We start from the raw sequence: 24,254 nt of genomic DNA on the forward strand, positions 1-24,254 counted from the left end.
CTCAGGCGGCGCTCACGTCGTCGAGCGCCGCGATCAGCTCGGCGGGCAGGGAACGCTCCTCGACGGCGAGGGATTCCTGGAGCTGCGTGGTGGTCCGGGCGCCGACGATGGGCGCGACCACCCCGGGGCGGTCGCGCACCCAGGCCAGTGCCACCTCGACCATCGACCAGCCCAGCCCGTCGGCGGCGCGGGAGAGCGCCTGCACGATCGTGCTGCTGCGCTCGGTGAGCAGCGGGTCGACGAAGCCGGAGAGCTGTGGATCGGCGCCGCGGGAGTTCGACGGCGTCCCCGTGCGGTACTTCCCCGACAGCACGCCGCGCCCGAGCGGGGACCACGGCAGCACGCCGAGGCCGAGGGCTCGCGCGGCGGGCAGCACCTCGTCCTCGATGCCACGGTTGAGCAGGGAGTACTCCATCTGCGTCGACGCCAGCGGGGCACGTCCCGGCACTGCCCGCTGCCAGGTCGCCGCCTGCGCGGTCTGCCAGCCGGTGTAGTTGCTGATCCCGACGTACGACGCCCTCCCCGACGTCACCGCGTGGTCCAGGGCGCCCAGCGTCTCCTCGAGCGGCACGGCGTCGCTCCACACGTGCGCCTGGAACAGGTCGACGTGATCCACGCCGAGACGTGTCAGCGACGTGTCCAGGCAGTCCAGCAGGGTGCGGCGCGAGGTCTCGAAGAACCGCTGCCCGCGTCGCACGCCGACCCCGGCCTTCGTGGCGAGCACGACGTCCTCACGCGGGACGACGGAGCCGAGCAGCCGGCCGAGGATCGTCTCGCTGGCGCCGTCGGCGTAGGCGTACGCCGTGTCGACCAGCGTGCCGCCGGCCTCGCAGAACGCGCTGAGCTGGTCGCGGGCCTCGTGCTCGTCGGTGGTGCGTCCCCACCCCATCGTGCCCAGGCCCAGCCGCGACACGCTCAACCCGGTGCCGCCGAGGAGTCGCTGCTGCATGGGACCGAACCTAGCCCGCGGCGGAGCCCGCGACGCACCCGGCACGCCCAGCGACACCGCAGCGCTCCTCACCCGTAGGGTGCGCAGGCGTGGCGGACTTCTTCCAGGCGGTCGTGCTCGGTCTCATCCAGGGGCTCACCGAGTTCCTCCCGATCTCCAGCAGCGCCCACCTGCGGATCTACCCCGACCTGTTCGGCTGGGGCGACCCCGGGGCGGCGTTCACCGCCGTCATCCAGATCGGCACCGAGCTCGCGGTGCTGCTCTACTTCTGGAAGGACATCTGGCGGATCGCGGTCGCGTGGCTCCGCTCACTGGTCCAGCCGGAGTTCCGCGGGCACCGCGACGCGCTGATGGGCTGGTACATCATCGTCGGGTCGGTGCCGATCGTGGTGCTCGGGATCGCGCTCAAGGACGTCATCGAGAAGGACTTCCGCAGCCTGTGGATCATCGGCACCACGCTGATCGTCCTGGGTGTCGTCCTCGGCCTCGCCGACCGGTTCGGCCGCAACGAGAAGGAGATCGGCAGGATCGGCCTGCGCGACGCGCTGCTGATGGGCCTCGCCCAGGCGCTGGCGCTGATCCCCGGTGTCTCGCGGTCGGGCGCGACGCTGTCGATGGGCCGCTTCCTGGGGTACGAGCGCGAGGCGGCGACCCGGTTCGCGTTCCTGCTGGCGATCCCCGCCGTGATCGGGGCCGGTGTCTTCGAGCTCAAGGACATCCCGGGGGAGACCAACCCGTACGGCTGGGGCCCGACGATCGTGGCGACCGTCGTCTCCTTCGTCGTCGGGTACGCCGTCATCGCCTGGCTGCTGCGCTGGGTCACCACCCGCTCGTACGCGCCGTTCGTCGCCTACCGCGTGGTGCTCGGCGTCGTGGTGCTGGTGCTCGTCGGCACCGGCGTGCTCGCCTCCTGACCCCTCGCCAGCGCTACAGCCAGCCCGCGCGCTTGCTGACGACGTACACCGCGAACGAGCTGAGCAGCATCAGCAGCAGCACGAACGGCAGCGCGTAGGTCCAGTCCAGGGTCGGGAAGTGGGTCATGTTCATCCCGTAGATCCCGGCGACCAGCGTCGGCGCGGCGACCAGGCCGACGGCCGCGGAGATCCTGCGCATGTCGTCGTTCTGCTGGATCGAGATCTGCGCGATGTGGGCGTCGAACGCGGTGGACAGCAGGTTGTCGAGGCTGTCGATCACCTCCGCGACCCGGCTGAGGTGGTCCTCGACGTCGCGGAAGTACGGCCCCGTCTCCGGGTGCACCCCCTGCACGGCGGCGCGGGTGAAGCGGCTCATCGGCTCGCGCAGCGGGAACACCGCGCGCCGCATCTCGGCCAGCTCGCGCTTGAGGAGGTAGATCCGGCGCGAGTCGTTGGTGCGCTGCTCGGAGAACACCGACTGCTCGACCTCGTCGACGTCCTCCTGCAGGTCCGCGGCGACCTCCTCGTAGCGGTCGACGATGCTGTCGCACAGCGTGTGCAGCACCGCCGAGGGACCGTGCTGGAGGAGGTCGCCCATGCCCTCGAGCCGCTTGCGGGCGTCGGCGAGCTTCATGCCCTCGCCGTGCCGGACCGTGATCACGAAGTCGCGCCCGAGGAAGACGCTGATCTCGCCGGTCTCGACCTGGTCGGTCTCGTCGACGTACCAGAGCGTCTTGAGCACCACGAAGAGGTGCTCGTCGTACCGCTCGACCTTCGGACGCTGGTGGGCGCCCAGCGCGTCCTCGATGGCCAGCGGGTGCAGCCCGTACACCTCCCCGACCTGGTTGAGCTCGGTCCAGCCGGGCTTGTGCAGGCCGACCCAGACGAAGTCCCCGTCCTGGGTGGCCGCCTCGCGCACTCCCCGGAGGTTCTGCGTGGTCAGCCCGAGGTCCACCCGGCAGCCGTCGCGGTAGAGCGCGTTGTCGACGATCACGCGGTCAGGCTAGGCCAGGAGGCGGGCGTACGCTCGGGTCCCGTGCCCACGCTGATCCTCGCCCGCCACGGCCGTACGCACGCCAACGTCTCGGGCGTCCTGGCCGGTCGTACCCCCGGGGTGACGCTCGACGAGCTGGGCGAGGAGCAGGCCACCGCCGCGGCGGCGCGCCTCGAGGGCCTGCCGCTCGCCGCGGTCGTGAGCAGCCCGATGGAGCGCTGCCGGCAGACCGCCGCGATCCTCGCGCCCGGCGCCGAGGCGAGCGTCGAGCCGGGGCTCGACGAGTGCGACTACGGCTCGTGGGCCGGCCGGCCGATCAAGGAGCTGGTCAAGGAGAAGCTCTGGCGCACCGTCCAGGCGCACCCCTCGGGCGTCGTGTTCCCCGACGGAGAGGCGATGGCCCAGATGAGCCGCCGGGGCGTCGCAGCCGTGCGCGAGTGGGACGCCCGCGTCGCCGAGGAGCACGGCCCGGACGCGGTCTGGCTCGCGGTCTCGCACGGCGACGTCATCAAGGCGATCCTCGCGGACGCGCTCGGCATGCACCTCGACTCCTTCCAGCGGATCTCGGTCGACCCGGCGAGCCTGTCGGTCGTCCGCTACACCGAGCACCGGCCGTTCGTGCTGACCAGCAACTCGACCTCCGGCGCCCTGGCGCACCTCAAGCCGGCCAAGCGGCGGCGGGGCACCCGGAAGAAGGCCACCTCCGACGCGGTGGTCGGCGGCGGCGCCGGCCCGGCATAGGGTCGAGACCATGCCTCCCGTCGTCCACAGCTTCGACCCGCCGGACCGCTTCGTGGCCGGCACCGTCGGCGAGCCCGGTGCGCGGACGTTCTTCGTGCAGGCCCGCTCGGGGGAGCGGCTGGTCAGCGTCGCGCTGGAGAAGCAGCAGGTCGCCATCCTCGCCGAGCAGACCGGCGAGCTCCTCGACAAGCTCGTCCAGGCCGGGGACACCCGTACCCTCGTCCCGGCGCTCGCACCCGCCGACCTCGTCGACAACGGCCCCCTCGACAACCCGATCGAGGAGGAGTTCCGGGCGGGGACGATCACCCTGTCCTGGGACCCCGACGCCGAGCGCGTGGTGATCGAGGTCTTCGCCATCACCGCGGTCGAGGCGGACCCCGGCGAGCTGGACCCGACCGGCGAGGCGGCCGAGCCGGAGCCCGAGGAGATGCTGGTCGTACGACTCACGCCGGGCCAGGCGCGCGCGTTCTGCGCCCGCTCGGAGACGGTCGTCGACGCCGGGCGCGAGCAGTGCCCGTTCTGCGGCGGTCCCATGGACCCCGGCGGCCACCTGTGTCCCCGCGCGAACGGCTTCAAGCGCACCGCACCGTGAGCGACGCACCCCCGCCCGGCACCGGGCTCGGCGCCGACGCCGAGCGGCTGCTCGGCTCCGGCGAGGTCGTCGTCACCGGCCGGGTGATGCCGGCCTCCAACCACACCTTCCTCGCCGACCTCGTGGGCGAGGAGCCTGGCGAGCGGCGGCAGGTCGTCTACAAGCCGACGTCGGGGGAGCGTCCGCTGTGGGACTTCACCGACGGCACGCTGGCCGACCGGGAGTACGCCGCGTACCTCGTCTCCCAGGCGCTGGACTGGGGCGTCGTCCCCCCGACGGTGCTGCGCGAAGGACCCGTCGGGCGCGGCATGGTGCAGCTGTGGTGCGAGCCGGACGACGCCCGCGAGGCGGTCGACCTCGTGCCCGAGGGACCGGTGCCCGACGGATACCGGCACGTGCTGGAGGCCATCGGCGCCGACGACCGGCCCGTCCAGCTGGTCCACGACGACTCCGCCGCGCTGCGCCGGATGGCGGTCTTCGACGTCGTCACGAACAACACCGACCGCAAGGGTGGGCACGTGCTCGCGATGGCGGACGGGCACCGCTACGGCGTCGACCACGGGATCTGCTTCCACGTCGACGACAAGCTCCGCACGGTGCTGTGGGGCTTCGCCGGCGAGCCGCTGACCGAGGAGGAGGTCGACGGGCTGGAGCGGCTCGAGGAGCAGCTGCGCGACGGCGACCTCGCCGAGGAGCTGCCGTACCTCCTCACCGGTCACGAGATCGCCCGCACCCGGATGCGGACGCAGCGGCTGCTCCGTCAGGGCGCGCTGCCGCAGACCCACGGAGGGTGGCCCTCGATCCCGTGGCCACCCTTCTGAACGCTCCCCCTAGGCTGCGGACATGCGCGCCTGGACCTCGCCCGACGTCCCCCCGCTGCCGGTGACGGGACCCCCGGTGCGGGTGCACGACTCCGCCGCGGACGCCGCGGTCGAGGTCGTCCCCGACGGGCCGGCGAAGATCTACGTCTGCGGCATCACGCCGTACGACGCCACCCACCTGGGCCACGCCGCGACGTACGTCGCCTTCGACCTGCTCAACCGTGCCTGGCGCAGCGCGGGCCACGAGGTGAGGTACGTCCAGAACGTCACCGACGTCGACGACCCGCTGCTGGAGCGCGCGAACGCGACGGGTGAGGACTGGGAGCAGCTCGCGGAGAGCCAGACCCAGCTGTTCCGTACCGACATGGAGGCGCTGCGCGTGCTCGCGCCGGACGCCTTCGTCGGCGCCGTCGAGGCCATCCCTCTGATCGTGCCGATGGTGCAGCGGCTGCAGCAGGCCGGCGCGGTGTACGACGTCGACGGCGACCTGTACTTCTCCGTCACCGCGGATCCCGCGTTCGGCGAGGTGTCCGGCTGGGACCGGCAGCGAATGCTGGAGATCTACCCCGAGCGCGGGGGAGACCCCGAGCGCGCCGGGAAGAAGGACCCTCTGGACTGCCTGGTCTGGCAGGCCGAGCGGCCCGGCGAGCCCGCCTGGGACACCGACCTCGGGCGCGGTCGCCCCGGTTGGCACGTGGAGTGCAGCGCCATCGCGCGCGAGCACCTCGGCACCACCATCGACGTCCAGGGTGGTGGCTCCGACCTCGTCTTCCCCCACCACGAGATGAGCGCGTCGGAGGCGCAGGTCGCGGACGAGCGGCCGTTCGCCCGGGCGTACGTCCACGCCGGCATGGTCGCCCTCGACGGCGAGAAGATGTCGAAGTCGAAGGGCAACCTCGAGCTGGTCTCGCGGCTGCGCGAGCAGGGCGCCGACCCGATGGCGATCCGCCTCGCGCTGCTGCAGCACCACTACCGCACCGACTGGGAGTGGACCGCAGCCGATCTCACGGCTTCCGAGAGCCTGCTGGAGTCGCTGCGGTACGCCGTCGCCCTGCCGGCCGGCGCGCCGAGCGACGGCGTCGTCCGCGAGGTGCTCGCCGCACTCGCGGACGACCTCGACGCTCCCCGCGCCGTCACGGTGCTGCAGGAGTGGCAGCAGGCCACCAACCGCGGCGAGGGCCCGCACGAGACCGGCGCCGGCGACGTCGTACGACAGCTCGCGGACGCCGCCCTCGGCCTCACCCTCTGACCCGAGGCGTCGCTTGCTGCACGAGACGTCGCGTACACGCGACGCCTCGCGGGACACCATCGCCGAGACGTCGCGTACACGCGCCGCCTCGTGGGGTCGTGAGGTTCAGCTCTCGTCGCGGCGCTTGAGGTAGCGCTCGAACTCCCGCGCGATCGCCTCGCCGGAGGCCTCGGGGAGCTCGGCGGTGTCCTGGTTCTCCTCGAGCATCCGGACGTACTCCGCGATGTCCTCGTCCTCCTCGGCCAGCTCGGCGACGCCGCGCTCCCAGGCGCGGGAGTCCTCGGGCAGGTCACCGAGCGGGATCCGGGCGCCCAGCAGGTCCTCGAGGTGGCCGATCAGCGCGAGCGTCGCCTTCGGGCACGGCGGCTGCGGGATGTAGTGGGGCACGGCGGCCCAGAACGACACCGCGGCGATGTCCAGGCGCGAGCAGGCGTCGAGCAGCACTCCGACGATGCCGGTCGGTCCCTCGTACGTCGACGGCTCGAGCTTGAGCCGGTCCTCGAGGTCCAGCTCGGTCGCCGTGCCCGAGACCTGGATGGGGCGGGTGTGCGGCATCTCGGCCAGCAGTGCTCCGAGCGTGACGACGAGCTCCGCGCCGAGGTCGTCCAGGGTCGCCAGGACCTCGGCGCTGAACTGGCGCCACCGCATGCTCGGCTCGAGACCGCGCAGCAGGATCACGTCCCGTTCGGCGCCGGGGGGACTGGCCACCAGGACCTGGGTGCCGGGCCAGGTCAGGCTGCGCATGCCGTTCTCGTCGGTACCGAGGATCGGCCGGTTGACCTGGTAGTCGTAGAAGTCCTCGGGGTCGACGGCCGCGACCACCCGGGCGCTCCAGACCTCCGCGAGGTGCGCGATGACGCCCGTGGCCGCCTCCGCGGCGTCGTTCCAGCCCTCGAAGGCGGCGACCACGACCGGTCGGCGCAGCGGCGGCACGTCCTCGTACTCGATCACCGGCCCAAGCCTAGGTGGCCGTCGCGGGCGGGTGGCGGTCGCCACGATCCGGAATCGGTCGCCGAGGGCGGGGGTTGGGTTCCGTAGGCTTGCCCCGGGCGCCGGCGCGCCCGCCAGCGACACGAGAGGATCCCCGTGACGGACACGTCCCTGCACCGCCCCGACTGCACCGACGAGCTGCGGTCGGCCATGGCCGAGCGCATCCTCGTGATCGACGGTGCGATGGGGACGGCGATCCAGCGCGACCGGCCCGACGAGGCCGGCTACCGCGGTGAGCGGTTCAAGGACTGGCCCTCCGACGTCCAGGGCAACAACGACCTGCTCACGCTGACCCAGCCGCACATCATCGAGGGCATCCACCGCGAGTACCTCGACGCCGGCGCCGACATCATCGAGACCAACACCTTCAACGCCACCGCGGTCTCGCTCTCCGACTACGGCATGCAGGAGCTGGCCTACGAGCTGAACCTCGAGGCGGCGAAGCTGGCCCGCGCCGCCGCCGACGCGGTGCAGACGCCGGACCACCCCCGCTACGTCGCCGGCACGCTCGGCCCGACCACGCGCACCGCGTCGATCTCGCCCGACGTCAACGACCCCGGCGCACGCAACATCACCTGGGACGACCTGGTGCCGGCCTACCTCGAGGCGGCGCGAGGCCTCGTCGACGGCGGCGCTGACCTGATCATCGTCGAGACGATCTTCGACACGCTGAACGCCAAGGCGGCGATCTACGCCCTCGAGACGCTCTTCGAGGAGTACGACCGCCGCTGGCCGGTGATCATCTCCGGCACCATCACCGACGCGTCGGGCCGGACGCTCTCCGGGCAGACGACCGAGGCCTTCTGGGACTCCGTGCGCCACGCGCGGCCGCTGCTCGTGGGCCTGAACTGCGCGCTCGGCGCGCGGGAGATGCGCCCGTTCCTCGCCGAGCTGTCGCGGGTGGCCGACACCTACGTCCACGCCTACCCCAACGCGGGGCTGCCCAACGCCTTCGGCGAGTACGACGAGGACCCGCCCGAGACCGCCGAGGTCGTCGGGGAGTTCGCCGAGGCGGGGCTGGTCAACCTCGTCGGCGGCTGCTGCGGTACGACGCCGGCCCACATCGCGGCGATCGCCAAGGCCGTCGAGGGCAAGACCCCCCGCGTCGTGCCCGAGGTGCCGCGCGCGACCCGCCTGTCCGGCCTCGAGCCGCTGACCATCGACGAGGACTCGCTGTTCGTCAACGTCGGCGAGCGGACCAACATCACCGGCTCCGCGCGCTTCCGCAACCTGATCCGCGCCGAGGACTACGACGCCGCGCTCGCGGTCGCCGCGCAGCAGGTCGAGAACGGCGCGCAGGTCGTCGACGTCAACATGGACGAGGGCATGATCGACGGGGTGGCGGCGATGGACCGCTTCCTCAAGCTGGTCGCCGCGGAGCCCGACATCAGCCGGGTGCCGGTGATGGTCGACTCCTCGAAGTGGGAGGTCGTCGAGGCCGGCCTGAAGTGCCTGCAGGGCAAGGCGATCGTCAACTCGATCTCGATGAAGGAGGGCGAGGACCTCTTCCGCGACCACGCCCGCGAGGTGCGCAAGTACGGCGCCGCCGCGGTCGTCATGGCCTTCGACGAGCAGGGCCAGGCCGACAACCTCGAGCGGCGCAAGGAGATCTGCGGCCGGGCGTACCGGATCCTGGTCGACGAGGTCGGCTTCGACCCCACCGACATCGTCTTCGACCCCAACGTCTTCGCGATCGCCACGGGCATCGAGGAGCACGCGACGTACGGCATCGACTTCATCGAGGCCTGCCGCTGGATCACCGAGAACCTCCCCGGCGCGCAGATCTCCGGCGGCATCTCCAACGTCTCGTTCTCCTTCCGCGGCAACAACAAGGTGCGCGAGGCGATCCACGCGGTGTTCCTGTACCACGCGGTGCGGGCCGGGCTGTCGATGGGAATCGTCAACGCCGGGGCACTGGTGACGTACGACGAGATCGACGCCGAGCTGCGCGACGCCATCGAGGACGTGGTGCTCAACCGCGGCGACGCGACCGCCAACACCGAGAAGCTGCTCGAGCTCGCCGAGAAGCACCGTGGCGACGGCGAGCAGAAGGAGGCGGCCACCCAGGAGTGGCGCGAGCTGCCCGTGGCCGAGCGGATCACGCACGCGCTGGTCAAGGGCATCGACACCTACGCCGAGTCCGATACCGAGGAGCTGCGCGCGGAGATCGAGGCGCGCGGCGGTCGGCCGATCGAGGTGATCGAGGGTCCGCTGATGGACGGCATGGACGTCGTCGGCGACCTGTTCGGCGCCGGGAAGATGTTCCTGCCCCAGGTGGTGAAGTCGGCCCGGGTGATGAAGAAGGCGGTCGGCTACCTCATCCCGTTCATCGAGGCCGAGAAGGACGACTCCACCGCGCGGAAGTCCAACGGCACCATCGTGATGGCGACGGTCAAGGGCGACGTCCACGACATCGGCAAGAACATCGTCGGCGTGGTCCTGCAGTGCAACAACTACGACGTCATCGACCTCGGCGTGATGGTCCCTGCGCAGCAGATCCTCGACAAGGCCAAGGAGGTCGGCGCCGACATCATCGGGCTGTCCGGCCTGATCACACCGTCGCTGGACGAGATGGTCGGCTTCGCCACCGAGATGGAGCGGCAGGGCTTCGACATCCCGCTGCTGATCGGTGGCGCCACGACCTCGCGCGCCCACACGGCGGTCAAGGTCAGCCCGCGCTACGACCACCCCGTGATCTGGGTGAAGGACGCCTCCCGCTCGGTGCCGGTCGCGGCCGCGCTGCTCAGCCCGGAGCGCCGCGAGAAGCTGGTCACCGAGACCGAGGCCGACTACGAGTCGTTGCGCGAGCGGCACGCCGCCAAGGGGGAGCGGAAGCTGGTGCGCGTCGACGACGCACGAGCCGACGCACCCGCGATCGACTGGTCGTCGTACGAGCCTCCCGCGCCGAAGCAGCCGCAGCGCCAGGTCTTCGAGGACTACGACCTCGCCGAGCTGCGCGAGTACATCGACTGGCAGCCGTTCTTCAACGCCTGGGAGATGAAGGGCCGCTTCCCCGACATCCTGCACAACCCGACCACGGGCGAGGCGGCGTCGAAGCTGTACGAGGACGCCCAGGAGATGCTGGACACCCTCATCGAGGAGAAGTGGCTGACCGCCAAGGGCGTCATCGGCTTCTTCCCCGCCGCGTCGGTCGGCGACGACATCGAGGTGTACGCCGACGACTCCCGCGCCGAGGTGCGCGCCACGCTGCACCACCTGCGCCAGCAGGGCGAGCACCGCCAGGGCGTGGCGCACAAGGCGCTCTCCGACTACGTGGCGCCGAAGGACGCCGGCCTGGCCGACCACGTCGGTGGCTTCGCGGTCACCGCGGGCCTCGGCAGCGCCGAGCGGGTGGCCGCGTTCAAGGAGGCCAACGACGACTACTCCGCGATCCTGCTGGAGTCGCTGGCCGACCGGCTGGCCGAGGCGTTCGCCGAGCGGATGCACCAGCGGGTGCGACAGGAGTTCTGGGGCTTCCAGCCCGAGGAGGACCTCGACAACGCGGACCTGATCGCGGAGAAGTACCGCGGCATCCGGCCCGCGCCGGGCTACCCCGCGTGCCCCGAGCACACCGAGAAGCAGACCCTGTGGGACCTGCTCGAGGTGGAGGAGACGACCGGCATCACCCTGACCGAGTCGATGGCGATGTGGCCCGGCGCGGCGGTCAGCGGCTGGTACTTCTCCCACCCCGACTCGCAGTACTTCGTCGTCGGGCGCCTCGGCCAGGACCAGGTCGAGGACTACGCCAAGCGCAAGGGGTGGGACCTGCGGACCGCCGAGAAGTGGTTGTCCGCCAACCTCGGGTATCAGCCCGACGACTGAGCTCGCGCAGCGAGCTCCGTCGTCGGAGGAGCCGAGTGGTCGCTGAGGGCCCCCGCGAGCGCAGCGAGCCGAAAGGCTCAGCGACCACTCGGCGAGCGGACCAGCAACCGCATGACGAGCAGCAACCGGTGGTCTCGACGTCCTCCCTCGCTGGCGCTCGGTCGGGCTCGACCACCTGATGCCGCCAGGTGGTCGAGCAGCGAGCGCCAGCGAGCGCGTCGAGACCCGACCCCCAGGTGGTCGAGCAGCGAGCGCCAGCGAGCGCGTCGAGACCCGGCGAGGTGACCAACCGCACCGGGCACCGCTTTGCGCCGCGAGGTGCCGACCCGCAAGGCTAGGTCCGTGACCTCCCTCCCCGCCGCGGTCCTGTTCGACATGGACGGCACGCTGGTCGACACGGAGCCGTATTGGATCGAGGCGGAGTACGCCCTGATCGCGGAGAACGGCGGCACCTGGAGCGACGAGCACGCGATGCAGCTGGTCGGCAACGACCTGCTCGACTCGGGTCGCTACATCCGCGAGCACGCCGGGATCGACCTGGATCCCGCCGAGATCGTCGAGGCGCTGCTCGACCGGGTCGTGGTCCGGATGACCGCCGACGTCCCGTGGCGACCGGGAGCACGCGAGCTCCTCGTGTCCCTGCGCGAGCGGGGCGTGCCCGTCGCACTGGTGACGATGTCGTGGACCCGCTTCGTGGCGCCGTTCCTCGCCGCGCTGCCGGCCGACACGTTCAGCGCGGTGGTGACCGGAGACGTCGTCGAGCGCGGCAAGCCCTACCCCGACCCGTACCTCGAGGGCGCGCGACGGCTCGGCGTCGACCCGGCAGCGACGATCGCGGTCGAGGACTCGCCGACGGGTACGGCCTCCGCCCTCGCCGCCGGCTGCCCGGTCCTGGTCGTTCCGCACCACGTCCCCGTGCCGGAGCAGCCCGGGATGCTCGTCCGGGACACGCTGGCCGGGCTCGAGCCGGACGATCTGGGCGCGCTGCGGGCCCTCGCCACGGCCGTGCGCTGACCGACGCGCTCGGTCCCCGCCGGTAGCGTGAGCACGTGGACCAGGGACGCCGACCGCTGCCGCCCGGTACGTGGCGGATCGGGTCGATCGCGGGCGTCGACGTCCTGCTCCGGTCGTCGTGGCTGCTGGTCGCGGCACTGATCGCCGTCGTGCTCGCACCGCGCGTGGACCAGGTGGCGCCGGGGCTCGGGGCCCTGCGGTACGTCGCCGGTGTGGCCTTCGCGGTGCTGCTCTACGCCTCGGTGCTGCTGCACGAGGCCTCGCACGCGGTCGCCGCCCGTCGTTTCGGCCTCCCGGTCCGCTCGATCACGCTGCACTTCCTCGGCGGGGTCACCGAGCTGGGTGGGGAGGCCAGGACGCCGCGGGCGGAGCTGGTGATCGCGGTGGTGGGGCCGCTCACCTCGCTGCTGGTCGGCGCGGCGGCGCTGCTGTCCCTCACGGTCGTCGGCCCCGACGCCGGGCTGCTCCGCATGGCGCTGGAGGCGCTCGCGGTGGCCAACCTCGCCGTCGGCGTGCTCAACCTCGTCCCCGGGCTGCCCCTGGACGGCGGCCGGGTGCTGCGTGCGCTCGTCTGGGGTGCCGGCGCCTCCCCGCACCGGGCGACGACCGTCGCCGCGTGGGGAGGACGGGTGGCGGCGGTCCTGGTGCTCGGCTGGCCGTTGCTGCTCGAGGTCGGGCTGGGCCGTCGCGCGTCGGTGATCGACTACCTGATGGCGGTCGTGATCGCGGTCTTCCTCTGGGGCGGCGCCAACGCCTCGCTGCTCCAGGCGCGGCTGCGTCGACGTCTGGCGGGCATCACCGCCCGGGACCTGGCCCGCCGCGCGGCGCTGGTCCCGGCCACGTTGTCGGTGGCGCAGTCGGTCGGCCGTGCGGAGGAGGAGCAGGCGGGCGGGATCGTCGTGGTCGCGGACCCGGTGCCCCCGTCCGGCTCCGCGCCGCACGTCGTCGCGATCGTGACCGAGGCCGCCCTCGAGGCGATCCCGCTCGAGCGACGTCCCTGGCTCGCCGTGTCCCAGGTCAGCCGCACGATGGAGGACGGCCTCCGGCTCTCCTCGGACCTCGACGGGGAGGAGCTCCTCGACGCGATGTCCGCCCACCCCGCGTCGGAGTACCTCCTCGTGGACGCGGACGGGGCCGTCTACGGTCTTCTCGCCGCCCGGGACGTCGAGCGCGCACTGAGCACCTCTGCGGTCCGCTGACCGGGCACTCGCTGCACGTTCGAAGTACCCCGACTGCCCGCTCGGCGCCGTGGAGCGTGCGCCGACTACCCGGTCAGCGCAGCCCGCGGTCCTTGGTCTCCGTGAGCAGCAGCAGGCAGACGACGGACACGGCGCCCACCACGAGGACGTACGCCGAGACGGGCCAGGACGACCCCGCGCCCGACACCCAGGCGGTGGCCAGCAGCGGGGTGACGCCGCCACCGACGATCCCGGCCGCGCTGTAGGCGATCCCGGCACCGGTGTAGCGGTAGCGCGTGGCGAACAGCTCGGGGAGGTAGGCGCCCATCGGTGCGTAGATCGCGGCGAACACCACCAGGCCGACCGACATCGCGAGGCAGATCGCCGGGTAGCTCCCGGTGTCGATCAGCCAGAACATCGGGTACGCCCACACCACCGCACCGATCGCCGCGCCCAGGCAGACCCGCCTGCGACCGACGCGGTCGCTCCACGACGCCAGGAGGGGAGTGGCGACACCCATCACGACGGCGGCCACCAGCGTGCACAGCAGCAGGGGCCGCTTGGGCAGGTCGAGGGTCTCGGTGCCGTACGAGAGCGCGAACGTGGTGACCGTGTAGAAGAGCGTGAAGGCGAGCACGAACGACACCGTGGACAGCACCAGCACCCACCACTGACGGCGCAGCAGCTCCAGCACCGGCACGCTCGGGCGGTCCTCGACCTCGGCCATCGCGTCGGTGAAGACCGGCGTCTCGGCGATCGAGGTGCGGACGACGTACCCGACGGCGACCAGCACCCCGGACAGCAGGAACGGGATCCGCCAGCCCCACGCGTCGAAGGCGTCCTCACCGAGAAGCCCGTCGAGCACCAGGAACAGGCCGTTCGCGGCCACGAACCCGACGGCGGGTCCGAGCTGCGGGTACGCCGACCAGAGACCGCGCCTGCCCTCGGGGGCGTACTCGGTCGCCAGCAGCACCGCACCGCCCCACTCGCCGCCGAGCCCGATGCCCTGGAGCACCCGGCACGCGACCAGCAGCGCCGGCGCGGCCACCCCGATCGCGGCGTACGCCGGCACCAGCCCGATCGCCACGGTCGAGAGCCCCATCAGCAGCAGGCTGAGGACCAGCATCCGCTTGCGCCCGACCCGGTCGCCCCAGTGTCCGAGCAGCAGCGCACCGACCGGCCGCGCGACGAAGCCGGCGGCGAACGTCGCGAACGCCGCGAGCGTGCCCGCCGTCGCCGACGCGGAGGGGAAGAACAGCCGGCCGAAGACCAGCGCGGCCGCGGTGCCGTAGAGGTAGAAGTCGTAGAACTCGATCGAGGTGCCCACCAGGCTGGCGACCACGATCCGCCGTCGGGAGACCCCCGCGACGGCGTGGTCGGTCGACGCGCTCACCACTGATCACCTCCGAGAACACCGGCCAGGGAACGAGCAGGCCCGAGGCTAGGGCATGTCTCTCAATTCTGGCCGACCGCTGAACGTCGTCCAGCGCGTGCGCTGGCAGCTCCGGGGTCCCCGCGGGAGCGAGCGAAGCGAGCGCTCTCGTGGGGTGGTGGCTTGGCGCGGGAGCGAAGGCGGGCCGGCGGCCCGTCGAGCTTCCGCAACGCAGCCAGCGTGCGTGAGGGGCGGCGGGCAGCAGCCCACGAATGGAGAGGCACGCCCTAGGGTCATCCGCGGAGCACCCCGACGGCCGTCTCAGGGCGTGCACCGACGCCGGTAGGCTGCCCGCCGTGCCCGATCCCCACCCGACCCCTCAGCCCGACTGGTCCGGCGTCCGACGCGGGCCGCTCACCCCCGGGGAGTGGGTGCGCCTGGTCGACGGCAAGGGGCGCAAGCACAACATCTGCCTCGAGGCGGGCAAGCAGTTCTTCACCAACAAGGGCGCGATCACCCACGACGACCTGATCGGGCGCGAGGAGGGCTTCTCCGTCCCCTCGACGGCCGGAGGGGAGTACCTCGTCTTCCGGCCGCTGCTGACGGAGTTCGTCGTGTCCATGCCGCGCGGCGCCGCCGTGGTCTACCCCAAGGATGCGGCCCAGATCGTGGCGATGGCCGATGTCTTCCCCGGCGCGCGGGTGGTGGAGGCGGGCGTCGGCTCCGGAGCCCTGACCTGCTCGCTGCTGCGGGCCGTCGGACCGGGCGGCTCGGTGACGTCGTACGAGCGGCGTGAGGAGTTCGCCGCCGTCGCACGCCGCAACGTCGGTCAGTTCTTCGGCACCGCCGAGGGCGAGGTTCACCCCGCCTGGCGGCTCGAGGTCGGGGACCTGTCCGAGCGGCTGCCGCAGGACCTCCCCGCGCACAGCGTCGACCGGGTGGTGCTGGACATGCTCGCGCCCTGGGAGTGCGTCGACGCGGTCGCCGGTGCCCTCCGTGCCGGTGGCGTCGTCTGTGCGTACGTCGCCACCACCACCCAGCTGGGACGTGTCGTGGAGACCCTGCGCGCCCACGGCGAGTTCACCGAGCCGCAGCCCTGGGAGACGCTGGTCCGCGACTGGCACGTCGAGGGTCTCGCGATCCGGCCCGGGCACAAGATGAACGGCCACACCGGGTTCCTCGTCACCGCACGACGGATGGCGCCCGGCGAGCAGGCCCCCCGGCGCAAGCGGCGGCCCGCACCGGGCGCGTACGGCGCCGACTACTCCGGGCCGCGCCCCGACGACCTCCCGCCGGAGCCCGACGTCGCCGGCTGAGCGGCTCCGCGACTGTGTCCGAAACCCCACGCAGGTGCGGTCCGTCGGCGCCCGACCGCGGGTAGGGTCGTGGTCCAGAGCACAGATCGAGGGCGCCCCAGGCGGCAGGTCCGACCCGGGCGTCACGGAGGTGAGGCCCGATGAGCGAGTCCGGACACGAGAGCCCGGAGAGCATCCGGATGCGGGCCCAGGTCGGTCAGCTCGAGGCAGAGGTCGCCGAGCTGAGGCGCCGCCTGGCCGACGCCCCACGCGGCTCCAGCGGTCTCGAGCAGCGGTTGGTCGACACCCAGCGCTCGCTGGCCGCGGTGACCTCGCAGAACGAGCGGCTGGCCGGGACCCTGCGCGAGGCGCGTGAGCAGATCACCACTCTCAAGGAGGAGGTCGACCGGCTCGCCCAGCCGCCGACGGGCTTCGGCACGTTCCTGTCCCGCAACGACGACGACACCGTCGACGTGTTCACCGGCGGGCGCAAGCTGCGGGTGACGGTGAGCCCCAGCGTCGAGCTCGACTCCCTGGTCAGGGGCCAGGAGGTCATGCTCAACGAGGCGCTCAACGTCGTGGCCGCCTGCGACTTCGAGCAGGTCGGCGAGGTCGTGATGTTCAAGGAGCTGCTCGCCGACGGTGAGCGGGTGCTGGTGATCGCGAACGCCGACGAGGAGCGGGTGGTGCGCCTCGCCGAGCCGTTGCGCGGGCAGACCCTGCGCGCGGGCGACTCGCTGCTGCTGGACTCCCGGGCGGGCTACGTCTACGAGCGCGTGCCGAAGTCCGAGGTCGAGGAGCTCGTCCTCGAGGAGGTCCCGGACATCGCCTACGAGTCGATCGGTGGTCTCGGCGGCCAGATCGAGCAGATCCAGGACGCGGTGGAGCTGCCGTACCTCTACCCTGAGCTCTTCCGCGAGCACCAGCTCAAGCCGCCGAAGGGCGTGCTGCTCTACGGTCCTCCCGGCTGCGGCAAGACGCTGATCGCCAAGGCGGTCGCGAACAGCCTGGCGAAGAAGGTGGCGGCCAAGACCGGCGCCGACGGCGCGGGCAGCGAGAGCCGGGCGTACTTCTTGAACATCAAGGGACCCGAGCTGCTCAACAAGTACGTCGGCGAGACCGAGCGGCACATCCGGCTGGTGTTCCAGCGGGCCCGGGAGAAGGCCTCGCAGGGCACCCCGGTCATCGTCTTCTTCGACGAGATGGACTCCCTGTTCCGCACCCGCGGGTCGGGAGTCTCCTCGGACGTGGAGAACACCATCGTGCCGCAGCTGCTCAGCGAGATCGACGGTGTCGAGCTGCTGGAGAACGTCCTGGTCATCGGCGCCTCCAACCGCGAGGACATGATCGACCCCGCCATCCTGCGGCCGGGACGCCTGGACGTGAAGATCAAGATCGAGCGGCCCGACGCGGAGTCGGCCCGCGACATCTTCTCCAAGTACCTCACCGCCTCGCTGCCGCTGCACGCCGACGACCTCGCCGAGTTCGGCGGTGACCCGGAGACGACCGTCGCGGGGATGATCCGAGCGACGGTCGAGCGGATGTACACCGAGACCGACGAGAACCGGTTCCTCGAGGTCACCTACGCCAACGGCGACAAGGAGGTCCTCTACTTCAAGGACTTCAACTCGGGCGCGATGATCCAGAACATCGTCGACCGGGCCAAGAAGATGGCGATCAAGGACCTGCTCGACAACGACCAGCGGGGCCTGCGGGTCCAGCACATGCTGCAGGCGTGCGTCGACGAGTTCAAGGAGAACGAGGACCTGCCCAACACCACCAACCCCGACGACTGGGCCCGGATCTCCGGCAAGAAGGGCGAGCGGATCGTCTTCATCCGCACGCTCATTACCGGTAAGCAGGGCACCGAGCCCGGCCGCTCGATCGACAACGTCTCCAACACCGGCCAGTACCTCTGACCCTCGCTGCGTCGCCTGGCGCAGAGCACACGCGAGAGGCCCCCGTCCGAGTCGGACGGGGGCCTCTCGTACGTGCGGGTGAGGCTCAGTTGTTCTCGAAGCCGCGGAAGTTGGGGCCCCCGAGGTCGATCTTGACCCCCAGCTTGCTGGTCGGGGAGGGGACCCGGGTGTGCGGACCACGCCAGACGTTGGCGAAGGCCGTGCGGTAGATCGCGGCGCGGGTGGCGCCGGACCAGACCTGGGTCAGCTCGTCGCTGGAGAACCCGAAGTTCGACCAGTTCGTGGTGCCGGTCCAGGTGATCGCCGAGCTGGGGTTGGAGCCGTACCGGCCGATCATGGTGACGTACTTCTGGTGGTCGTAGTTGGCGACCGACCCGTCCTTGTAGTACGTCGCCACCTGGCGCATCGGGATCCGGCCACGACCGGCGGGGCTGTACAGGATCTGCTTGACGTTGTTGCCCATGATCGCGTACTCGACGGCGATGTCGCAGCCGGCGTTCCACAGCGCACGGACCCGCTTGGCCAACCACAGCCCGCGGTCCTCGTACCAGGCGTACATCCCGATCCGCACGATCGTCCGACCGCCGTTGTAGGACGAGCCGGTGCAGCCGATGCTGGCCAGCGCGGTCATCATCGGGTCGGTGGCCGCGCTGGCACCCGGCTTGGGGAAGAACCAGGTACGCACGCCGTCCGTGGTGCGGTCGACGTACGGGGTCGCGGCCGGCCGGTCGGCCCGGAGCTGGGTGAACACGTCGTTGTAGTAGCTGAACGTCGCGGCCGAGGTGTAGGTGTCCAGGTGGTTCCACTGGCCGCTGGAGGCCTTGATGGTCAGGTTGGCCGACCCGGCCATGCTGACCCACTGCTTGGTCCCCGCCTGGCTGAACAGGTAGAGCTTGTCGTGGTGGTTGCCCCCGGTGCCGCGGCACGACGCCGAGCAGACCTTGGCCCAGCTGGCGCGCGCGGTCGAGCTGCCGATCGTCGCCATCAGCCGCTTGAACGAGGGGGACTGGGTCGCCTTGTCGCCGCGGACGTTGTGGCCGTCGGTGATGACGTTGACGCTGACGCCCCGCTTGGCGGCCGCGATCAGCGCGTCGACGGTCGCGTTGTCGTTCAACGAGTAGACGGCCATCCGGATCGACTGGCACTGCGGGACGGAGTTGATCGTCCGGATCACCATCAGCCGGATGTTGTTGCGGCTCTCGGCGCTGCCGTAGGGGTAGTTGAACCAGCTGGTGTCCATCGGCGTGTACGCCTGGGGCGCGTTGTTGGAGCAGTCCCGGCTGACCGGCACCTTCGGGGTGTAGTCGTAGGCCTTCGTGCCGTCGGCGGCGACCACCGTCATGGAGTGCGACGGGACCCCGCCCGCGGCGAGGTCGGCCATGGACGCTCGCGTCACCGCGTGGCAGACGGTCTGCTGGCCCGGCGACAGCGTCGTCGCGACGCACCACCCGGACCGGTAGTCGGTCCGGTCGTGGACCGCACGCAGGCCGGTCAGGGTCGTGCTGCCGGTGTTCTTCGCGGTGGTCGTGTACGTCGTCACCTGCCCCGTCAGCAGGCTGGTCGGGCTCGCGGTGATCGACGAGACCGAGATGCCGGCGGCACCGACCTGCCCGGACACCGGGTCCGACGCCTCGTCCGAGGGCGTGGGGCTCGGCGAGGCCGGCTGGGTCTGCTCGGTGGGTGTGGGAGACGGCGACGGCGTGTCGTCGGCGTACGCGCCGGCGCTCGTGAGCCCTCCCGTCGTGAGGGCGAGGACCAGGGCGGCGGTCCAGGTACGGAGGGGGCGGAATCCGTGTGCTGTCATTGACTCTTCCCGAGGCCAGGGCAGACCGACGGTCCGCGACGGCTCATGGTACGGCGAAAAAGCCAGGTCGTGGCCGATTTCAGGGAAATCGACCACGAACCGATTGGTCGACGGCTCGAGGCCGCCGAGAAGACCGCCTCAGTTCTCCTCGAGGTTCTTGTACTTCCCCTTGCCGAATTGGACGTTCTTCGTGCCGACCGCGGCCGGCAGCGCGCTCGTGGGGGAGGGGACGTGCGCCTTCGGCCCGCGCCAGACGTTGTAGAAGACCTGGCGGTACTGCGCGTCGCGACCGACCGAGCGCCACAGCTGCACCGAGTCGTCGCTGACCAGGCCGAGGTTCGCCCAGTTGCTGGTGCCGGTCATCGTGAAGTGCGAGCCGGGGTTGGAACCCTCGCGCCCGCTGATCGTGACGTACTTCTGGTGCAGGTAGTTCACGATCGTGCCGTTCTTGGTGGAGGTCGCCACCTGACGCATCGGGATCCGGCCTCGTCCGGCGGGGCTGTAGAGGATCCGCTTGACGGTGTTGCCGATGATCGCGTACTCGATGGCGACGTCGCAGCCGGCGTCCCACAGCGCCCGGATCCGCTTGGCCAGCCAGATGCCGCGGTCGTCGTGCCAGGCGTACATCCCGACGCGGACCAGCGTGCGGCCGGCGCGACCGTGGCCGGCCGAGACCCCGGTGCACCCGACGTTGCGCATCCGGACCATGAACGGGTCGTTGGCCGCGGTCGTGCCGGGCTTGGGGAAGAAGAACGTCTCGACCTCTCCGGTGATCCGGTCCGCGAAGGAGTTGGCCACCGGCCGGTCGCGCACCTCCTGGTCGAAGATCGAGGAGTAGTAGTCGAAGGTGTCCTCGTCGTCGTAGACGTCGAGGCTGTTCCACTGCCCGTTGACGGCCTTCATCGTCGAGTTGTGGGTCCCCATCATGGTGACGTTGCGATTGTCGACGACCCGGCTGAAGAGGTACATCTTCGAGTGGTGGTTGCCGCCGGTGCCCCGGCAGGAGCCTCGGCAGATGATCGCGAAGCTCGGGGCCTGGGTGTTGGAGTGCAGCACCGAGACCAGTCGCAGGAAGGGCTTCGACGTGGTGGACCCGTGCACCATGTGGCTGTTCACGATCACGCGGACCCGGACGCCACGCTGGTAGGCCGCGATCAGGGCGTTGACGAGGCTGTCGTCGTTGAGCGAGTAGACCGAGATCGACACCGACTCGCACGCCGGGCTGGAGTTGACGGCCTTGATCACCATGTCGCGGATGTTCCGCTTGCTGGCGGTCGAGCCGTACGGGTAGTTGAAGTACGTGCCCTGCACGGGCGCCGGCTGCCGCCCGGCGTTGTAGGCGCACTGCGAGAACGTCTTGTCGCTCCCGCTGACCTTGCCGCTCTCGACCTCGAACGGGCTCGGCGACGCGGCGTCCTCCCTCTGGGAGGCGGCGCCGCCGTCGTCGCACCCGGCGGTGGAGTCCGGTCCCGACGACGGCTCGGGGGTCGGGCTCGGCGACCCCGAGACGGACGGCGACGCGGTCGGGCTCCCGCTGGGGCAGTCTGCCGGGGCGGCGGGCTCGGCGCCGGTCGCCGGCGCCGCCGACAACGTCGAGGCGAGCAGGACCAACGCGGTGCCGACGCCGGCGAGGCGGGCACGTGTGGGGTGGGACATCTGGTTCGCTTCCGAGCAGCAGGTGCGGCGCGGGCCGCCTGTCGTCCGGTCGTCGATCGACCGAGGGTCCGGGCGGTCGTCGCTCCTGCACGCGCGCGGACGCGACCCTCGGACCCGGGTCACCCTAGAGCATCCCCTCCGGCGTCCGTCCGCGGTGTCCGGCCGCATCGCCGCGTACCGCTCCGCGCCGTACGCTCGCCCCATGAGCGTGCGCCGGGTCATGGGGACCGAGACGGAGTTCGGCATCACCGTCGCCGGATCGCCGACCGCGAACCCGATGGTCGCCAGCTCGCGGGTCGTCAACGCCTACGCCGCCTCCTCCCACCGTGCGCGACGCGCCCGCTGGGACTTCGAGGAGGAGACGCCGCTGCGCGACGCCCGCGGCTTCGAGATGTCGCGCCAGGTGGCGGACCTCAGCCAGCTGACCGACGAGGACCTGGGGCTGGCCAACGTCATCCTCACCAACGGTGCGCGGCTCTACGTCGACCACGCCCACCCGGAGTACTCCACCCCCGAGGTGACCACGCCTCGCGACATCGTCGTGTGGGACAAGGCCGGCGAGCTGGTCGCGTACGACGCCTGCCGCTTCGCGGCGACGACGCCCGACCCGGACATCACGCTCTACAAGAACAACACCGACAACAAGGGCGCCTCCTACGGCAGCCACGAGAACTACCTGATGCGTCGGAGCACCCCGTTCGCGGACATCGTCAAGCACGTCACGCCCTTCTTCGTCTCGCGGCAGGTCGTGTGCGGCGCCGGTCGCGTGGGGATCGGGCAGGACGGTCGAGGGCACGGGTTCCAGCTCAGCCAGCGCGCCGACTTCTTCGAGGTCGAGGTCGGGCTGGAGACGACCCTCAAGCGGCCGATCATCAACACCCGCGACGAGCCGCACGCGGACCCGGCGAAGTACCGCCGGCTGCACGTGATCATCGGGGACGCCAACCTGGCGGAGGTGTCGACGTACCTCAAGGTCGGGACGACGGCACTGGTGCTGGCGATGGTCGAGGACCGCTTCCTCACGCGCGACCTCTCGGTGCGCAAGCCCGTGCAGTCCTTGCACGAGGTCTCGCACGACCCGTCGCTGGGTCACCTGCTCGAGCTGGCCGACGGACGCACGCTGAGTGCCGTGCAGCTCCAGTGGGAGTACTTCCACGCCGCCCGGGCGTACGTCGACCAGCGGCTCGGTGCCGACGCCGACGAGCAGACCCTCGACGTGCTCGCCCGGTGGGAGTCCGTCCTGACGCGGCTCGAGCGCGATCCGATGGAGTGCGCCTCGGAGCTCGACTGGGTGGCCAAGCTGAAGCTGCTCGAGCAGTACCGCCAGCGCGACGGGCTGGAGTGGAGCAACGCCAAGCTCGCGCTCATCGACCTCCAGTACTCCAGCCTGCGTCCGGAGCGCAGCCTCTACCAGCGTCTGGTGCGCGCCGGTCGGATCGAGCGCCTGGTCGGCGACGACGAGGTCACCGCCGCGATGCACGAGCCGCCGACCGACACGCGCGCGTACTTCCGGGGCCGGTGCCTGGACAAGTACGCCGAGCAGGTCGCCGCCGCGTCCTGGGACTCGGTGATCTTCGACCTGCCCGGTCACGAGTCGCTGCAGCGGATCCCCACGCTGGACCCGCTGCGCGGAAGCCGCGCACACGTCGGAGACCTGATCGACGCCTCGCCGGACGCACTGTCCCTCTACGGCGCGCTCACCCGCTGACCGCTCGCAGGCCGCCGGTCCGGTCCGCGCACCTGACGTGGACGACGGGCGACACCACCCTTCCCGACAGGTCGCTGCTCCCTGTGGGCCGATAGGGTCGAGTCAGAGCCACCAGACAGGCTGTTCGTCCGCGAAGGAGTGCGCCATGGCCCAGGAGCAGAAGCAACCCCGCCGGTCCACCGAGGACGAGGAGCCGGTCGACGCAGGTCCGGCCCCCGAGGGTGCCGCGACCGAGCGCAAGGAGCGGCTCGACGACGACATCGACTCGATCCTCGACGAGATCGACGACGTCCTGGAGACCAATGCGGAGGACTTCGTGAAGTCGTTCATCCAGAAGGGCGGCCAGTAGTGACGCCCCGCACCGACGCCCGTCTCGCAGCGGCGTACCTCACGCCCGGCACGTCGTCCTTCGCCGACTTCCTCGGCGAGCACGCACCGGACCTGCTGCCCTCGCGCCGGCAGCTGCCCCCGGGCAGTGCGGCGGAGCTCGCTCCGCACGGCACCACCATCGTCGCGGCGACCTTCGGGGCGGCGGGTTCCGCCGGTGTCGTGATGGCCGGCGACCGTCGCGCCACGATGGGCAACGTGATCGCCCAGCGCGACATCGAGAAGGTCTTCCCGACCGACGAGTTCTCCTGCGCCGGCATCGCCGGGACGGCCGGGATCGCCGTCGAGATGGTGCGGCTGTTCCAGACCGAGCTCGAGCACTACGAGAAGATCGAGGGCTCGCCGCTCTCGCTCGACGGCAAGGCCAACCGGCTCTCGGCGCTGATCCGCGGCAACCTCGGCCTGGCCATGCAGGGGCTCGCCGTGGTGCCGCTGTTCGCCGGCTACGACCCCGACGCCGCGCAGGGGCGGATCTTCTCCTACGACGTGACCGGTGGCCGTTACGAGGAGACCGCGTTCCACTCCGTCGGCTCGGGATCGGTGTTCGCCCGCGGCTCGCTGAAGAAGCTCTACCGCGACGACCTGGGCGAGGCCGACGCGGTGCTCGCCGTCGTGCAGGCGCTCTACGACGCCGCCGACGACGACTCCGCGACCGGTGGGCCCGACCTCACGAGGCGGATCTTCCCCGTGGTCAGCGTCATCACCGCGGCGGGGCACCGGCGACTGGCCGACGACGAGGTGGCGGCCGTGGCCGACCGGGTCGTCGCCGGCCGGATGCGCCGGCCCGACGGCCCCGTCGCCGCGCTCGACTGACCCAACCGTTCCGCGACCAGGAGGTCTCCTTCGGTG

Annotated in this window: 19 protein-coding genes; 13 read left to right on the forward strand and 6 right to left on the reverse strand. The window is 71.3% G+C overall.

Annotated elements, in window-relative coordinates; genetic code table 11:
* Position 1: 1 nt before the first annotated feature.
* Complete coding sequence (locus IEX42_RS02290; protein WP_188777863.1) at positions 2 to 949, reverse strand: aldo/keto reductase; 948 nt, start codon at positions 947 to 949, stop codon at positions 2 to 4.
* A gap of 89 nt (positions 950 to 1,038) precedes the next feature.
* Between IEX42_RS02290 and IEX42_RS02295 the strand changes: the two genes are divergently transcribed.
* Positions 1,039 to 1,863 (forward strand): undecaprenyl-diphosphate phosphatase, encoded by an 825-nt coding sequence (locus IEX42_RS02295; RefSeq protein WP_188777865.1) that lies wholly within the window; start codon positions 1,039 to 1,041, stop codon positions 1,861 to 1,863.
* Positions 1,864 to 1,876: 13 nt separating this feature from the next.
* Here IEX42_RS02295 and corA read toward each other — a convergent pair whose 3' ends face one another.
* Positions 1,877 to 2,857 carry a magnesium/cobalt transporter CorA gene (gene corA / locus IEX42_RS02300; protein ID WP_188777867.1) on the reverse strand — a complete coding sequence of 327 codons (981 nt, stop codon included), beginning with the start codon at positions 2,855 to 2,857 and terminating at the stop codon, positions 1,877 to 1,879.
* Between the two features lie 42 nt (positions 2,858 to 2,899).
* Here corA and IEX42_RS02305 point away from each other — a divergent pair, with 42 nt between their 5' ends.
* Genes IEX42_RS02305 through mshC form a run of 4 tightly spaced genes read left to right on the forward strand, consistent with a single transcriptional unit; the run spans position 2,900 to position 6,260 of the window.
* Positions 2,900 to 3,598: a histidine phosphatase family protein gene (locus IEX42_RS02305; protein WP_188777869.1), complete on the forward strand. Its 699-nt coding sequence runs from the start codon at positions 2,900 to 2,902 to the stop codon at positions 3,596 to 3,598.
* A gap of 10 nt (positions 3,599 to 3,608) precedes the next feature.
* Entirely contained in the window at positions 3,609 to 4,190 is a 582-nt protein-coding gene (locus IEX42_RS02310) for a DUF3090 family protein (RefSeq protein ID WP_188777870.1), read from the forward strand.
* Positions 4,187 to 5,011 (forward strand): SCO1664 family protein, encoded by an 825-nt coding sequence (locus IEX42_RS02315; RefSeq protein ID WP_229660522.1) that lies wholly within the window; start codon positions 4,187 to 4,189, stop codon positions 5,009 to 5,011. Before IEX42_RS02310 ends, IEX42_RS02315 begins: the two co-directional genes overlap by 4 nt.
* 22 nt (positions 5,012 to 5,033) lie before the next feature.
* The gene (mshC, locus tag IEX42_RS02320; protein ID WP_188777872.1) at positions 5,034 to 6,260 is read left to right on the forward strand and encodes a cysteine--1-D-myo-inosityl 2-amino-2-deoxy-alpha-D-glucopyranoside ligase; all 1,227 of its coding nucleotides are present in this window, start codon (positions 5,034 to 5,036) and stop codon (positions 6,258 to 6,260) included.
* 105 nt (positions 6,261 to 6,365) lie between these two features.
* Here mshC and IEX42_RS02325 read toward each other — a convergent pair whose 3' ends face one another.
* Entirely contained in the window at positions 6,366 to 7,211 is an 846-nt protein-coding gene (locus IEX42_RS02325) for a PAC2 family protein (protein WP_188777874.1), read from the reverse strand.
* Between the two features lie 189 nt (positions 7,212 to 7,400).
* Between IEX42_RS02325 and metH the strand changes: the two genes are divergently transcribed.
* From metH to IEX42_RS02340, 3 genes are all read left to right on the forward strand, one after another.
* Positions 7,401 to 11,072: a methionine synthase gene (metH, locus tag IEX42_RS02330; protein WP_188780839.1), complete on the forward strand. Its 3,672-nt coding sequence runs from the start codon at positions 7,401 to 7,403 to the stop codon at positions 11,070 to 11,072.
* A 342-nt stretch (positions 11,073 to 11,414) separates the two neighbouring features.
* Positions 11,415 to 12,086, forward strand: a complete 672-nt coding sequence (locus tag IEX42_RS02335) for an HAD family hydrolase (RefSeq protein WP_229660523.1) — start codon at positions 11,415 to 11,417, stop codon at positions 12,084 to 12,086.
* A 35-nt stretch (positions 12,087 to 12,121) separates the two neighbouring features.
* A complete protein-coding gene (locus IEX42_RS02340) occupies positions 12,122 to 13,285 on the forward strand; it encodes a site-2 protease family protein (RefSeq protein WP_188777876.1) in 1,164 nt (387 codons plus the stop codon).
* 73 nt (positions 13,286 to 13,358) lie between these two features.
* Here the strand turns inward: IEX42_RS02340 and IEX42_RS02345 are convergent, their stop codons facing one another.
* Positions 13,359 to 14,657 (reverse strand): MFS transporter, encoded by a 1,299-nt coding sequence (locus IEX42_RS02345; RefSeq protein WP_188777878.1) that lies wholly within the window; start codon positions 14,655 to 14,657, stop codon positions 13,359 to 13,361.
* Positions 14,658 to 14,992: 335 nt separating this feature from the next.
* Between IEX42_RS02345 and IEX42_RS02350 the strand changes: the two genes are divergently transcribed.
* Positions 14,993 to 15,952, forward strand: a complete 960-nt coding sequence (locus tag IEX42_RS02350; RefSeq protein ID WP_229660524.1) for a tRNA (adenine-N1)-methyltransferase — start codon at positions 14,993 to 14,995, stop codon at positions 15,950 to 15,952.
* A gap of 140 nt (positions 15,953 to 16,092) precedes the next feature.
* Complete coding sequence (gene arc / locus IEX42_RS02355; protein WP_188777882.1) at positions 16,093 to 17,850, forward strand: proteasome ATPase; 1,758 nt, start codon at positions 16,093 to 16,095, stop codon at positions 17,848 to 17,850.
* Between the two features lie 85 nt (positions 17,851 to 17,935).
* Here arc and IEX42_RS02360 read toward each other — a convergent pair whose 3' ends face one another.
* Both IEX42_RS02360 and IEX42_RS02365 read right to left on the reverse strand, forming a co-directional pair.
* Positions 17,936 to 19,654 carry a phospholipase D-like domain-containing protein gene (locus tag IEX42_RS02360; RefSeq protein ID WP_188777884.1) on the reverse strand — a complete coding sequence of 573 codons (1,719 nt, stop codon included), beginning with the start codon at positions 19,652 to 19,654 and terminating at the stop codon, positions 17,936 to 17,938.
* 138 nt (positions 19,655 to 19,792) lie between these two features.
* Positions 19,793 to 21,310, reverse strand: a complete 1,518-nt coding sequence (locus IEX42_RS02365) for a phospholipase D-like domain-containing protein (RefSeq protein ID WP_188777886.1) — start codon at positions 21,308 to 21,310, stop codon at positions 19,793 to 19,795.
* Positions 21,311 to 21,512: 202 nt separating this feature from the next.
* On the opposite strand from IEX42_RS02365, the gene dop reads away from it, so the two are divergent.
* The 3 genes from dop to prcB all read left to right on the forward strand — a co-directional run bounded on the left by dop (position 21,513) and on the right by prcB (position 24,218).
* Positions 21,513 to 23,018: a depupylase/deamidase Dop gene (gene dop / locus IEX42_RS02370; protein WP_308422190.1), complete on the forward strand. Its 1,506-nt coding sequence runs from the start codon at positions 21,513 to 21,515 to the stop codon at positions 23,016 to 23,018.
* Between the two features lie 145 nt (positions 23,019 to 23,163).
* Positions 23,164 to 23,367 (forward strand): ubiquitin-like protein Pup, encoded by a 204-nt coding sequence (locus IEX42_RS02375; protein WP_188777888.1) that lies wholly within the window; start codon positions 23,164 to 23,166, stop codon positions 23,365 to 23,367.
* Positions 23,367 to 24,218, forward strand: a complete 852-nt coding sequence (gene prcB / locus IEX42_RS02380) for a proteasome subunit beta (RefSeq protein WP_188777890.1) — start codon at positions 23,367 to 23,369, stop codon at positions 24,216 to 24,218. The genes IEX42_RS02375 and prcB overlap by 1 nt, the downstream gene beginning before the upstream one ends.
* Positions 24,219 to 24,254 lie beyond the last annotated feature (36 nt).

The organism is Marmoricola endophyticus (assembly GCF_014644415.1).
Lineage (GTDB): Bacteria > Actinomycetota > Actinomycetes > Propionibacteriales > Nocardioidaceae > Marmoricola > Marmoricola endophyticus.